The organism is Micromonospora sp. CA-259024 (genome assembly GCF_050936255.1).
Taxonomy (GTDB): domain Bacteria; phylum Actinomycetota; class Actinomycetes; order Mycobacteriales; family Micromonosporaceae; genus Micromonospora.
Genome location: NZ_JBNJND010000001.1, coordinates 3,013,728 through 3,026,598, shown reverse-complemented (window position 1 = coordinate 3,026,598; position 12,871 = coordinate 3,013,728). Strand labels below are relative to the sequence as shown.

General features: G+C 69.8%; 12 protein-coding genes, 1 tRNA gene and 1 pseudogene. 8 read left to right on the top strand and 6 right to left on the bottom strand.

The features are described from left to right. The first annotated feature begins 156 nt into the window (after positions 1-156). The 7 genes from ACQEUX_RS13140 (at position 157) to ACQEUX_RS13110 (ending at position 6,518) form a co-directional block, all read left to right on the top strand. Positions 157-1,080: a ParA family protein gene (locus ACQEUX_RS13140; RefSeq protein ID WP_405433883.1), complete on the top strand. Its 924-nt coding sequence runs from the start codon at positions 157-159 to the stop codon at positions 1,078-1,080. A 41-nt stretch (positions 1,081-1,121) separates the two neighbouring features. Next, the gene (locus ACQEUX_RS13135; protein ID WP_433046260.1) at positions 1,122-2,135 is read left to right on the top strand and encodes a segregation and condensation protein A; all 1,014 of its coding nucleotides are present in this window, start codon (positions 1,122-1,124) and stop codon (positions 2,133-2,135) included. Beyond that, on the top strand, positions 2,128-3,096 hold the full coding sequence (gene scpB / locus ACQEUX_RS13130; RefSeq protein WP_433046257.1) for an SMC-Scp complex subunit ScpB: 969 nt from the start codon (positions 2,128-2,130) through the stop codon (positions 3,094-3,096). Before ACQEUX_RS13135 ends, scpB begins: the two co-directional genes overlap by 8 nt. Continuing rightward, entirely contained in the window at positions 3,083-3,853 is a 771-nt protein-coding gene (locus tag ACQEUX_RS13125; RefSeq protein ID WP_433046254.1) for a pseudouridine synthase, read from the top strand. Before scpB ends, ACQEUX_RS13125 begins: the two co-directional genes overlap by 14 nt. Before the next feature lie 193 nt (positions 3,854-4,046). Next, positions 4,047-4,727: a (d)CMP kinase gene (cmk, locus tag ACQEUX_RS13120; protein WP_433046251.1), complete on the top strand. Its 681-nt coding sequence runs from the start codon at positions 4,047-4,049 to the stop codon at positions 4,725-4,727. A gap of 118 nt (positions 4,728-4,845) precedes the next feature. Next, positions 4,846-6,258: a ribosome biogenesis GTPase Der gene (gene der, locus ACQEUX_RS13115; RefSeq protein ID WP_433046248.1), complete on the top strand. Its 1,413-nt coding sequence runs from the start codon at positions 4,846-4,848 to the stop codon at positions 6,256-6,258. Between the two features lie 186 nt (positions 6,259-6,444). Continuing rightward, positions 6,445-6,518 (top strand) — tRNA-Pro (locus ACQEUX_RS13110). Positions 6,519-6,587: 69 nt separating this feature from the next. Here the strand turns inward: ACQEUX_RS13110 and ACQEUX_RS13105 are convergent. The 6 genes and pseudogenes from ACQEUX_RS13105 to ACQEUX_RS13080 form a co-directional block, all read right to left on the bottom strand. Continuing rightward, a pseudogene (locus ACQEUX_RS13105) lies at positions 6,588-7,726 on the bottom strand (site-specific integrase). Continuing rightward, complete coding sequence (locus ACQEUX_RS13100) at positions 7,723-7,941, bottom strand: helix-turn-helix domain-containing protein (protein WP_433046245.1); 219 nt, start codon at positions 7,939-7,941, stop codon at positions 7,723-7,725. The pseudogene ACQEUX_RS13105 and the gene ACQEUX_RS13100 overlap by 4 nt, the downstream one beginning before the upstream one ends. A 67-nt stretch (positions 7,942-8,008) precedes the next feature. Beyond that, the gene (locus ACQEUX_RS13095; protein ID WP_433046242.1) at positions 8,009-9,571 is read right to left on the bottom strand and encodes a replication initiator; all 1,563 of its coding nucleotides are present in this window, start codon (positions 9,569-9,571) and stop codon (positions 8,009-8,011) included. Then, positions 9,561-9,854, bottom strand: coding sequence for a hypothetical protein (locus tag ACQEUX_RS13090; protein ID WP_433046239.1), 294 nt, complete (start codon positions 9,852-9,854; stop codon positions 9,561-9,563). Before ACQEUX_RS13090 ends, ACQEUX_RS13095 begins: the two co-directional genes overlap by 11 nt. Then, positions 9,854-10,693 carry a hypothetical protein gene (locus ACQEUX_RS13085; RefSeq protein WP_433046236.1) on the bottom strand — a complete coding sequence of 280 codons (840 nt, stop codon included), beginning with the start codon at positions 10,691-10,693 and terminating at the stop codon, positions 9,854-9,856. Before ACQEUX_RS13085 ends, ACQEUX_RS13090 begins: the two co-directional genes overlap by 1 nt. Positions 10,694-10,929: 236 nt before the next feature. Continuing rightward, the gene (locus tag ACQEUX_RS13080) at positions 10,930-11,142 is read right to left on the bottom strand and encodes a helix-turn-helix transcriptional regulator (protein WP_433046233.1); all 213 of its coding nucleotides are present in this window, start codon (positions 11,140-11,142) and stop codon (positions 10,930-10,932) included. Positions 11,143-11,576: 434 nt separating this feature from the next. Between ACQEUX_RS13080 and ACQEUX_RS13075 the strand changes: the two genes are divergently transcribed. After that, a complete protein-coding gene (locus tag ACQEUX_RS13075; RefSeq protein ID WP_433046230.1) occupies positions 11,577-12,860 on the top strand; it encodes an XRE family transcriptional regulator in 1,284 nt (427 codons plus the stop codon). The last annotated feature ends 11 nt before the right edge of the window (positions 12,861-12,871 follow it).

Below are 12,871 nucleotides of genomic sequence, written 5' to 3'. Positions count from 1 at the left end.
CGCCGGGCCGGTGCCGAAGCCCCTGCTGGTCGGTGGCGTACAGTCGGCATCGGCGCGGACCTCCTGGGGCGACACGACCGGGGTGCGCAGCGGCGCCGCGAAGGACGTCGGACGGCTCCGACGCCGGGTGGGTCGTCGGGAGGGGGCAACGAGGACATGGCTGGCAACGGTGACCGTGCCGAGACCTGGACGTCGGAGCTCCGCGAGCAGCAGGCCACGCTCGGCGCGGACCTGGGTCCTGCGGACCCGGCTGCCTACACGATGCGCAAGCCCATCCCCGAGCCGATGCCCACCGATCGGCACGGTCCCGCGCGCATCATCGCGATGGCCAACCAGAAGGGCGGCGTCGGTAAGACCACCACCACCATCAACCTGGGCGCGGCGCTCGCCGAGTACGGCCGCAAGGTGCTGCTGGTCGACTTCGACCCGCAGGGTGCCCTCTCGGTGGGGCTGGGGGTCAACCCGCACAACCTCGACCTGTCCGTCTACAACCTGCTCATGCAGGACGACGTGACCGCCGAGGACGTCCTGATCAAGACCGACGTGGCAGGCCTGCACCTGCTGCCGGCCAACATCGACCTCTCCGCCGCCGAGATCCAGCTCGTCAACGAGGTGGCCCGGGAGATGGCCCTGTCCCGGGTGCTGCGCTCGGTCCGCAAGGAGTACGACTACATCCTGATCGACTGCCAGCCCTCCCTCGGCCTGCTGGCGATCAACGCGCTGACCGTCGCGCACGGTGTGCTCATCCCGCTCGAGTGTGAGTTCTTCAGCCTGCGGGGCGTGGCGCTGCTGCTGGACACCATCGACAAGGTGCGTGAGCGGCTCAACTTCGACCTGGAGCTCGAGGGCATCCTCGCCACCATGTACGACAGCCGCACCACACACTGCCGGCAGGTCCTGCAGCGGGTGGTGGAGGCGTTCGGCGACAAGGTCTACCAGACGGTCATCACCAAGACGGTGAAGTTCCCCGAGTCCACCGTGGCCGGTGCCCCCATCACGACGATGGACCCGGCGTCCTCCGGGGCGCGTAACTACCGTCAGCTGGCCCGCGAGGTGATCGCCGCCCAGTCGGAGCGGTAGCCGGAACGCCCCGTGCCCACCTCGTGGACTACGGTCGACCGGTGACCGCACCACCCCTCGACCCGCCGGTCGGGCCGCACGAGGCCGCCGCCCCGGCGGTCGGCGTCGTGCAGTCCGCCGGTTTCACGGTGCGGCTGGCCAACTTCACCGGCCCGTTCGACCTGCTGCTGCAACTGATCGGCAAGCACAAGCTCGACGTCACCGAGGTGGCCCTGCACACGGTCACCGACGAGTTCATCGCCTACATCCGGGCCATGGGCGACAACTGGGACCTGGACGAGGCCAGCGAGTTCCTGCTTATCGCCGCGACCCTGCTCGACCTGAAGGCGGCCCGGCTGCTGCCCGCCGCCGAGGTGGAGGACGAGGCGGACCTCGCCCTGCTGGAGGCACGGGACCTGCTCTTCGCCCGGCTGCTGCAGTACAAGGCGTACAAGGAGGCGGCGGCGCACATCGCCGAGCTGGAGGCCGTCGGCGGCCGACGGTATCCGCGGGCGGTCAGCCTGGAGCCCCGCTACGCCGAGGCGCTGCCCGACCTGGTGCTCGGCATCGGCCCGCAGCGGCTGCTGAAGCTGGCCGTGAAGGCGATGACCCCGAAGCCGGTGCCGGAGGTCTCCATCGCCCACGTGCACATGGTCCGGGTCAGTGTCCGCGAGCACGCGGCGATCCTCACCGCCCGGCTGCGCCGGGCCGGCACGGCCACGTTCTCGCTGCTCTGCGCCGACTGCGAGGCGACCCTGGAGGTGGTGGCGCGGTTCCTCGCGCTGCTGGAGCTGTACCGGGAGGGCCTGGTCTCCTTCGTGCAGGAGCAGGCCCTGGAGGAGCTGACCGTGCGCTGGACCGGCCCCGCCGACGGCGACACCGAGGTGCACGTCGACGAGTACGCGGGCACCCCGGCCGACCCGGAGCCGACCGGGGCCGGGTTGGCTCCGGTCGCCGCGTCGACCGCGGATGCGGCGGCCATCGGGTCGCCGGTGGCGGAGGTCGGGCCGGCGCTACCGGGTGAGGCCGGGGGACCGGGCGGGACGGGAACGACGGAAGGTGAGCGGGATGAGTGACGAGGAACGCCGGGACTCCCTGGCCGACCAGGCCGCCGCCTGGGTGCCGCCGTGGGACCGCCCCCGCCCACCCGCCGCCAGCACCCCCGAAGCCGACGACGTCGACGCCCAGCCCGAAGCCGACGACGGCGGCTACGCCCTGCTCGAAGCCGACGGCGGCGGCGCCCAGCTTGAAGCCGACGACGACGCCCAGCTCGAAGCCGACGGCGGCGAGGTGCCCCCCGAAGCCGACGGCGTGGACGTCCAGCCCGACCAGTCGGCCCCGGCACCGACCACCGACCCTCGTGCCGAGGACCTGCCCCGGCCCACGCCCTCCGGCGAGCCTGAGCAGCCCGGCGACGCTGCCGGCGTACCCCGTCGGGAGGTGGTGGGGAAGCGGCGCGCGACGGCCGCGCCGGCGCCCGCGCCGGAGTTGTCCGACGCCGAGTTGCGCGGCGCGCTGGAGGCGATCCTGCTGGTGGTCGACGAGCCGGTCAGCGAGTTGGTCCTCGCCCAGGTGCTGGAGCAGCCGGCCGAACGGGTCGGGCCGATGCTCGACGAGATCGCCGCCGGTTACACCGCGGCCGGGCACGGGTTCGAGCTGCGCCGGGCGGCCGGCGGGTGGCGGCTGTACACCCGGCCGGAATACGCTACGTACGTCGAACGGTTCGTACTGGACGGGCAGTCCGTACGGCTGACCCAGGCGGCGTTGGAGACGCTCGCCGTGGTCGCCTACAAGCAGCCGGTGACCCGTTCGCGAATCTCAGCCATCCGGGGTGTGAACTGCGACGGGGTCATCCGTACGCTGGTGACTCGCGGCCTCGTCGAGGAGTGCGGCACCGAACCGGACAGCGGGGCGTTCCTTTACCGGACCACCACGTTGTTCCTGGAGAAGCTCGGGCTGAACACCGTCGACGAGCTACCGCCCCTCGCTCCCTTCCTGCCCGACGACGTAGAAGAGCTTGCTGATGCGACCCGATAACCGGTCTCCCAAACCCGATGCCCCCGTCTACGAGGGCGCTGAGCGCCTGCAGAAGGTGCTCGCCGCCGCCGGCGTGGGTTCCCGGCGCGCCTGCGAGGACCTGATCTTCCGCCGCCGGGTCACGGTCGATGGCCGGGTGGCGAAGCTCGGCGACAAGGTCGACCCGGCCACCGCCGTGATCCACGTGGACGGCGAGCGCCTCCAGGTCGACACCCGCCTGGTCTACGTGGCGATGAACAAGCCGCGCGGGGTGGTTACCACCATGGCGGACGATAAGGGACGCAACGAGCTGGCCGAGTTCATCGGCAACCGCGTGGAGCAGCGGGTCTACCACGTGGGGCGGCTCGACGCGGACAGTGAGGGCCTGCTGCTGCTCACCAACGACGGCACCCTCGCGCACAAGCTCATGCACCCCTCGTACCAGGTGCTGAAGACCTACCTCGCCGAGGTGGTCGGGCCGATCCCGCGCAACCTGAGCAAGCGCCTGTTGGCCGGCGTCGAGCTGGAGGACGGGCCGGTCAAGGTCGACTCGTTCAAGGTGGTGGACACTCTGGGTAAATCCGCCCAGGTGGAGCTGAGCCTGCACGAGGGCCGCAAGCACATCGTCCGACGGCTGATGGAGGAGGTCGGCCACCCGGTCACCCGGCTGGTGCGTACCTCGATCGGTCCCATCCGGCTGGGTGAACTGCGGACCGGACGGATCCGGCGGTTGACCAACGCCGAGGTCGCCGCCCTGTTCAACGCGGTGAGTGACTGACCCCCGAGTTCGGGGTACGGCTGCCGGTAGGCTCCGGGACGGCCGAGACGCGGCCGCTCGGTGGCGTGGGTCGCCTCCGGCGGCATCGCGCGTGGGTCCGCCACGGACCCCGGGCATGATTGATGACGATGGACAACCGCTTGCGGCGCCGAATCACCGGGCGATCCGTGAGGTACGGGCTGAGGAGGACACGGTGGAAGAAAACGTACGGGCCGGGCGATGTGTGGTCGCTGTGGACGGGCCGTCCGGTTCGGGTAAGTCCACCGTGTCGCGGCGGCTCGCCGCTGGCATCGGTGCGCGCTACCTGGACACCGGGGCGATGTACCGGGCGATCACGTGGGCCGTGCTGCGCTCCGGCGTGGACCTCACCGACGCCGCGTCGGTGACGAAGGTCGCCGGCGAGGTCGATCTGCGCATCGGCACCGACCCGCAGGGGTACGGCGTGACCGTCGACGGCGTGGGCGTGGACGTGGAGATCCGTGGCGCCGAGGTGACCGGGGCGGTCTCCGCCGTCGCCGCGGTGCCGGCGGTCCGCGAGCTGCTGGTCGTCCGGCAGCGCGAGATGATCGTCAACGCGGGCCGGATGGTGGTCGAGGGTCGCGACATCGGCTCGGTCGTGGCGCCGGACGCTGACCTCAAGGTCTTCCTGACCGCCTCCGAGGCGGCCCGGGCGGCCCGGCGCAGCGCCGAGGACGCCGTCGACGTGGCGGCCACCGCCGCGGACCTGGCGCGGCGGGACCGTCTCGACTCGACCCGCAAGGTCAACCCGCTGGCGCAGGCGCCGGACGCGGTGGTGCTGGACACCACCGAGCTGGGTATCGACGAGGTCGTGGCGCGGCTGCGTGACCTGCTCAGCGAGCGGGGCGTGGCATGAGCGCGCGTCGTCGGTCCGGAGCGAAGCGTCGGAGCGGCATGAGCGAGCGTAGTGAGCGAATCATCGGGTTCAGTGCGGACGTGCCTCATGACGGTCCGGAGCGAAGCGAAGGAGCGGCATGAGCGAGCGTAGTGAGGGTGCGGGGTGGGTCGAGCTGCGTGAGCCCGACGTCGCCGTCGAGGAGCAGGCCGGCCCGCAGCCGGTGGTGGCCGTGGTCGGGCGCCCCAACGTGGGCAAGTCCACACTGGTCAACCGGATCATCGGCCGCCGGCAGGCGGTCGTCGAGGACGTCCCCGGCGTGACCCGGGACCGGGTGCCGTACGACGCGCAGTGGAACGGCCGGGCGTTCACCGTGGTGGACACCGGCGGCTGGGAGCCGGACGCGAAGGACCGGGCCGCGGCCATCGCGGCGCAGGCCGAGACGGCGGTCGTCACCGCCGACGTCGTCCTCTTCGTGGTCGACGCGATGGTGGGCTCCACCGACGTGGACGAAGCCGCGGTGAAGATGCTGCGGCGCAGCGCCAAGCCGGTGATCCTGGTGGCGAACAAGGCCGACAACACCTCCATCGAGATGGAGGCGACCTCACTCTGGTCGCTCGGCCTCGGTGAACCGTTCCCGGTCTCCGCGCTGCACGGGCGCGGCTCCGGCGACCTGCTGGACGCCATTCTCTCCGCCCTGCCGGAAGCGCCGGCGATCGTGGAGAACCGGCCGCGCGGGCCGCGCCGGGTGGCGCTGGTCGGGCGACCGAACGTGGGCAAGTCCAGCCTGCTCAACCGGTTCTCCGGTGAGGAGCGGGCGGTCGTCGACTCGGTGGCGGGCACCACTGTGGACCCGGTGGACAGCCTGGTCGAGATCGGTGGTCAGACCTGGCAGCTGGTGGACACGGCCGGGCTGCGCAAGCGGGTCGGTAAGGCCAGTGGCACCGAGTACTACGCCAGCCTGCGCACCGCCGGTGCGATCGAGGCCGCCGAGGTGGCCGTGGTCCTGCTGGATTCCAGCGAGCCGATCAGCGAGCAGGACCAGCGGATCCTGTCGATGGTGACCGAAGCCGGCCGGGCGATGGTCATCGCGTTCAACAAGTGGGACCTGGTCGACGCCGACCGTCGGTACTACCTGGACAAGGAGATCGACCGGGAGCTGCGCCGCATCCCCTGGGCGATCCGCTTGAACCTGTCGGCGATGACCGGCCGCGCGGTGGACAAGCTGGCCCCGGCCCTGAACAAGGCCCTGGCCAGCTGGGAAACCCGAGTGCCGACCGCGCAGCTCAACCAGTGGTTGACCGCGCTGGTGCAGGCCACCCCCCACCCCGTGCGGGGTGGACGCGCGCCGCGGATCCTGTTCGCGACGCAGGCCGGGGTGGCGCCGCCGCGGTTCGTGCTCTTCACCACGGGCCCGCTGGACGCCGGCTACCAGCGCTTCGTCGAGCGCAAGCTCCGCGAGGAATTCGGCTACGAGGGCAGCCCGATCGAGATCTCGGTCCGCCCGCGGAAGAAGCTCGGCCCCGGTGGTCGCGGCAAGGCCCACGGCTGACCCCGTACGCCAAAAATGCCGGATGGGCCCCGCGCCCATCCGGCATTTCCCTACCCCACCCTCCTAGGACGCTGTAGGGGGTGTGCGGTGGTTCGGTCACCTCGCGACGCGGGTGGGGCCTGTGCGGACGACCCGAAGCCGCTGCGATAAGCTGTACCGGCTGCCGCGGGGGAAACCACGCGGGGGCGGGACGTAGCGCAGCTTGGTAGCGCACTTGACTGGGGGTCAAGGGGTCGTCGGTTCGAATCCGGCCGTCCCGACGCAGGTGAGGGGCCATCTCGGAAGATCGAGACGGCCCCTTTGTCGTACCTGGGTGACTAACTGAGTGACTACGCTTCAGCGTCGAAGATCCGGTCCATGGCGACTGCGCCGCCCAGGAGGACCGGCCGTAGTTGGTGCCGGTAGACGCTCTCGGTGACGGTCGTGCCGGAGTGGCCGCAGAGGTCCGCGATCTGTTCGAGGCTCATGCCGCTGTCCGACAGTAGGGACACGAAGCTGTGCCGCAGTTCGCGGGGAGTCCAGTCGCGCGGGTCGAGGCCCGCTTTGGCGACGACGGGGCGGAAGGCCCGAAGCACGTTGTGCCGGTCGAGGGCCGTGCCGTGGCAGAGGCGAAGACGAGACGATCAGCGGCAGGCTGGCCCTGGCCCTGGCGCTCGTGGTGGGTGGCGAGTGCGGTGACGCACCGGGCCGGCAGGGCCAGGGTGCGACGCGACTTCTTGGTCTTGGTGTCTCCGTCGGCGCGGACCGAGCGCCAGACCTGAATGGATGGCGGCACCGGGGGATCGTTGTCCGGCTTGCCGGCGAGGTCGACGTGTGACCAGGTGAGGGCTCGCAGTTCCTCGGTGCGAGCGCCGGTCAGCAGTGAGACGACGATGTAGGCGTGCAACGAGCTGCTCTCGGCAGCGATTAGAAGCGCCTTGGCATGGCCGAGCGTCAACGACTTCGAGGGACGGCCGCCGCGACCTGTGGGCACTTCGCAAAGTGCCACAACGTTGCGCTCGACCCTGTCTCGCGCCATGGCTCGATTGACCGCGCGGTTGAGCAGCGAGTGCAGGAGCCGCAGGGTGCGGGTGCTCAGTCGTTGGGCTTTGCCCATGAGCCAGCGGTCAACATCGGTCGCGCTGAGATCCCGCAGCTTCCTCGCGCCGAGGTCGCTGATGATGTGGGAGCGCACAAGGGTGGTGTAGTTGGCCCTTGTGCTCTCGGACTGGTTGCTCAGGCCGTAGGTGAGCCAGTCGGTGAGAGCGTCGGCCACGGTGTGTCCGCCCTGGACCAGGGCGAGGCCGTCTTCGTAGTCGCGGATCTTCTCGCGCAGTTTGGTGCGGGCTTCGGTCTTGGTCCTGCCGCTGCCTTTGCGCACGATGCGTTTGCCGGCTGGGGTGTAGCCGACGGTGATGGTGGCGATCCAGCGTTGCCGGGACTCGTCCCAGTGCAGGCCGCCTTCGCCTCGGGCGCGGCGTGTGGTCATCGGGTGCCTCCTTTCTGGGCTTCGTGTTCGAGCAGGTCGACGTAGGCGGTGATCGCCGCGTCAGGGACGAGGCGGGTGCGGCCTTGTCGGACGGTGCGCAGGCGGCCGGCGCGGATCTGTTCGTAGATCACGGAGCGGGACAGGCTGAGCAGGGTCATGGCTTCGGGGATTCGGTAGAGCGCCTTTCTCTCGGGTGCGGTCAGGATGGTGGGCAATGGGCTACCTCTCCTCGGATCGGTGGTTGACCGTCAAGCCGGTCTTGACGGTGAATCGGTGGGTGGATCAGGCCACGGCGGCGAACTCCTCGCGGGCTACCTCGTGCCGCTCGCGGGCCATGGCGGCAGCGGTGTTGGCGAGCAGTGCGTCTCCGGTGGTGCGCCAGCCGGACCCGGCGTAGGTGAGGAGCCCGACGATCAGCGTCGTCTCTTCCTCGGTCTGGTCGGCGTATTCGTGGCCGGTCTCAGTGCGTCGCCAGACGACGCGGGCATTGCGCAGGATGCGGAAGGTGGTGGAGTAGCGGCGGCTCTTGGTGAGGAAGTGGCCGCCGAAGCCGAGCATGTGCGCCCACCGTCGGAGGTGCTGCCAGTCGCGGTTACCGCCGAGGGTCCAGCAGGCGTCAACAAGCCGTTCAGGGTGGCTGCCGTGCTCGTTGGCGTAGAGGTCGATGACCTCGCCGTCGAGGCGGCGGGACACGTGCCCGGTGGCCTCGGTGGACTTGGTGGCGTACTTGGCCAGGTAGCCGGCGACCTTGCCGTCGGTGATCTCGCCATCAGCGGCGATCGGGCGGACGTCGACCTGCTCGCCCCAGGCGATGCGCCAGCCTGCCCGCTGCGCGGGGTGTGGGCGGGTGGTGAAGGTGACGGTGGCGGCGGCGTGTTCGGCGGCGGCGACCAGGTCGTCAACGCCGAAGGCTGCCGGGGGTGGGATGACGGCGTCGGGGTCGTAGGGGTGGATGCCGTCGAGACGGACGATCGCGTGGTAGTGCACGACAGCACGGCGTTGCATCTCAGCGACCTTGCCGAACGACGGCTTGGCCGGCGGCACCCGACGGACCCGACCGGAGGCGGTGACCTGCTCCACCCAGGGCAACCCGAGCTGCCGGGCGCGGGTGCGCAGGTGTCGGGTGATGGCGATGGTGGTGCGGCGCCACAACTCGGGTGCGGAGTGGTTCCACACGACTTGGGCGTCGTAGTCGTAGCAATCCAGGCACAACGGCTGACCCAGCCGAGGATCGTTCTCCTCGTGACGCGCCCAGCAGACCGACGGTTGCCCATGCTGGCAGGGTCGGGCGGTGGGGTCGGTGGCCCGGCGCGCGTGGCAGGGTTCGGCCCGGCAGTCGCAGCGGCGACGGTTGCCGCAGGTGTGCCGCTTCACGTTGCGGGTGTGCACGATGCCGAACGACGGGGCGGTGAAGGTGACGAACACTGCCGGATGCCCAGCGACGGACGCGGGGATGCCCTTGCCGCCGGCGAGTCCGGCGCGCAGCAGTTGGTAGGCGTCGCGTTGGTAGGTGCGGGCGCAGGAGGGGCAGACGGCGTGGCGGCGGTTGCCGCACGGCTTGTAGATCTCTCCGTCCGGCATGTTTTCGGTCCGGGCGGCGGACAGGAGTTGGCCGGTGGCCCGGTCGACGGTGGCGACCTCGCCCGAGAGGCGGATCGGGTGGGAGCAGCCCGCGGCTGCCTTGACGTGGTCGAGCCAGTCGAAGACGTTCGGGTCGGTGGCCCGGTGGAACGCGGACTCATCCCGACCAACGAACGAGCCGACCGACGGGGCGAGGGTGGGCCGGAGCCCCGGACCAGCAGTGGTGCACTGATCCGGGACAACGGCGATGAGGTCAGCGGCCACGGTTGCGGGCCGCCTTCATCGGGAGGTGCTGGACGGGGCCGGTGGCGAACGGGTTGGGTCCGTCGAAGATCCGGCCGAGCAGGGAGGCCACGGGTGCGGGCAGGTCGGCCCGGTGGTGCTCCCACAGGTAGATGTCGCGGATGAGTTGGTAGGTCTTCGGCAGTTCCACACCGTCACGAGCGGCGAGGATCTTCAAGCGGCCGATGAGTTGGACCGGTTCCCAGCCTCGGACAAGGCGGGGTTGACGCCACCGGTAGCCGGTGGAGGTTGAGGTGGTGGTCATCAGGCCACCGCCCGCAGGCCGATTGTCAGCGGGATGGCGGTTTCGGTGATGCTGTCGAGGCTGGTCAGGTAGGACCGGGACAGCGGGCCGTCGGTGAGTGCCCTCAGGTGGATGACGGGGGCGAAGGCGGCGGGGCATCCGTCGATGCCGGTGCGGACGATCAGGTCGTCGTCGATGCGCAGGATGGTGGTGGCGAGGCTGCCCGGGTAGTGGCAGACCGTGACGCCGTGCTGGGTGAGGGGTTGGTAGGTGGCCTGTGCGGCGATGGCGCGGGCCTTGTCGAGGGGGTTGGGGGTGGCGTCGGGGTCGGCGAGGATGATCCGGACCTGGACGCCCTGGTTGGTCTTGTCGACCAGGAGCCGGGCGAGGTTGGGGATGAGGTCCGGTAGGCCGGGGTCGCCCATGATGGTGATGCGCCGCTGGGCTTCGGCGAACAGCCGGGGCCACAGGTCGGCGGGGACGGCGGCACGTCCGGGCCACATGGCCAGGAGTTCGTCAGTGCCGGAGATCTTCGAGGCGCGGCGGCCGTGGATGGTGGGCCACAGGTAGGTGACGTCCACGTCGAGCAGCCGCGCGGCCTGGTAGGCGATACGCGGATGCGGAGTGCGGGCGCGGCTGCCAATCCACCGTTCGACGGTCTTCGGATCGACACCGAGCTTGCCGGCGAAGTCCGCAGGGGACTCACCGAGGGAGAGCAGTAGCTCTCGGAGCCGTTCGTTGCAGGGACTGGTAGCGGTGCGGGTGTGGGAGTGGACGGTAGGGCCGTAGTCAGCGGGAGACAGATGCGAGCGAGAGCCCGCAGGCGAGTCGCACGACGCCTCGACAGGGGTCGACGCCACCGACCAATGCCCAGTGAAGGAGGGCACGGCAGGAGCGTCCGTCTGAAGACCCGAGACGCGACACGCAGGGTTTTGGGTACGCTGAACAGGCATCGGTTGGTCCTTTCGCAGGGAGCCGATGCACCGGCCTCGACGGGTTGCAGCCCGTCGGGGCCATCTATTGGATTGCCATACAGCACCGGTGCTGTATTGAGGCCGACTTTACAGCACGGGTGCTGTGGAGGGAAGGATCGAGGCTACTTGCCGTGACGGGGGCGTGACGCCGCCCAGCTCTTGACGGTCCGGGGACGCCACACCGGGGAGCGCCCGAACATCCGCTCCGGGGCGGGGGCCTGGTCCCGCGTGACGTACGCCGTCCAGGTGCCGCGCGCGATCCCGAGGAAGGCAGCGCATTCCGCCGCTGTCCACCAGTCGTCCGGCAGCTCGGATGGATCGGTCGTAGGAGTCATCACCGCTCAGGATACGGGACGGGGCAGCACCCACGCTGTAGCGAATGCTGCCCCTCGCTCCGTTGTCGCTGAGCTTCCTGGACCGTCGCGGGCTCCGGGTAGCGCCGTGGTTGATTCGGGTCATGATGTAGATCTGCAAGCTCAGCAGGGCGGTGCCGACAATCATGGCGATCGCCGGCATCAGCAGGGAACTGGCCATGGCGCTGCCTCCTCATCGCTACTCGCTCGTCAAGGTGTGCCGTTCTGGCTCACACTGAGAGAGTGGCGTCATTGATCAGGACCTATCGAGGTCCCGATCAGGACCTCTGACGGACCATCGGTGGACAATCGAGGGACATCTGTTGAGGGATGCCATGCAGGTGCGCGACCGTCGACGTAGGAGCCCAGAGCGAGGAGGGGAAGCAGTGGCAAACACACGCCGCACACCCCGAACCATGCTGGAGTACCTCATCCAGCAGCGTGAACGCACCTACGAAGAGATGGCTGAGGCGTTTTTCCGGCTGGAGGAACCCGCTGCCATCAGCGCCCGTCACCTCGGTCGTATGGCCCGAGGCGAGCGAGGAACAGCGGGCGCGACTCCCGCCACCCGGCGCGCACTACAGGCGATGTTCGGCATGCCACTCGAAGAACTTCTCCGGCCCTGGACTCCGGAACTTGTCATAGCCAAGCCGGCTACCGACGACGGCTCATTAGTGCTGCCGTCCCCCGGCAACGAAAGGAGTCTGATCAAGATGGCAGCCGAACGAGCACGACGCTTCACCCTCCTCGCCGCCGAGAGCACCACGCCAGAAGCAGTCGAACAACTGCGTGACGACGTTCAGCGCTTGGCGTTGGCCTACCCGCAGCGGCCACTCACCGAACTGCTCGGCGACATGGTCGAAACTCAGGACACCCTGTTCGCTCTGCTGGAGCGCAGACAGACGCCGCAGCAGGCCCGGCAACTACATTTCCTTACCGCCGTCACGAGCGGGCTGCTCGCCAAGGCGTCCCATGACCTCGCCGACCCGCACGCCGCGATGCTGCAAGCCCGTACGGCTGTGCTGTGCGCCGATCAAGCCGACCACAACGGACTTCGTGCCTGGCTTCGTGGCCTGCAATCCATGGTCGCCTACTGGGCAGGCCGGTACGCCGAGGCCGTCCGGTACGCGGAGGCGGGCAGCAGGTTCGCCGCCGGCACCGGAGGTACGACCTCCGTCTGGTTGCCGGTCAGCGCTGCTCGTGGCTACGCCGCACTCGGCAACAGCGAGAAGGCTCTTGCCGCCATCAGGACGGCTGAGGAGGCGTGGGAGCAGGTCGAGCCGGACGAGGTCGACGAGCTGGGCGGCATCTGCACGTTCAACCAGCCTCGTACGCTCTACTACGCGGCGGACGCCCTCGCGTGGCTGCCGAACGAGGCAGAGCAGGCCGTCGACCTCTCGACCCGCGCCGTCAACGCCTACGCCAACCCGAACGACCCGGCATGGGCGTTTGGTGACCAGGCCGGATCACACTCCGACCTCGCCATCGCCCGGATCGCTGCCCGGGACTTGGAGGGTGCCATCGATGCGATCGGGCCGGTCCTTGAGCTACCGTCCGACCAACGCATCAACGGCATCGTCCACTCCGTTCAGCGTGTGCACCAGGCCGTGACCCGAGCTGGGCTAGCTGCCGACGGGCGGGACCTCCTCCAACAGATCGAGGACTTCACCAGCACCCCGCTGAGGGCGCTTCCCCGGTAGGGCAAGATCAG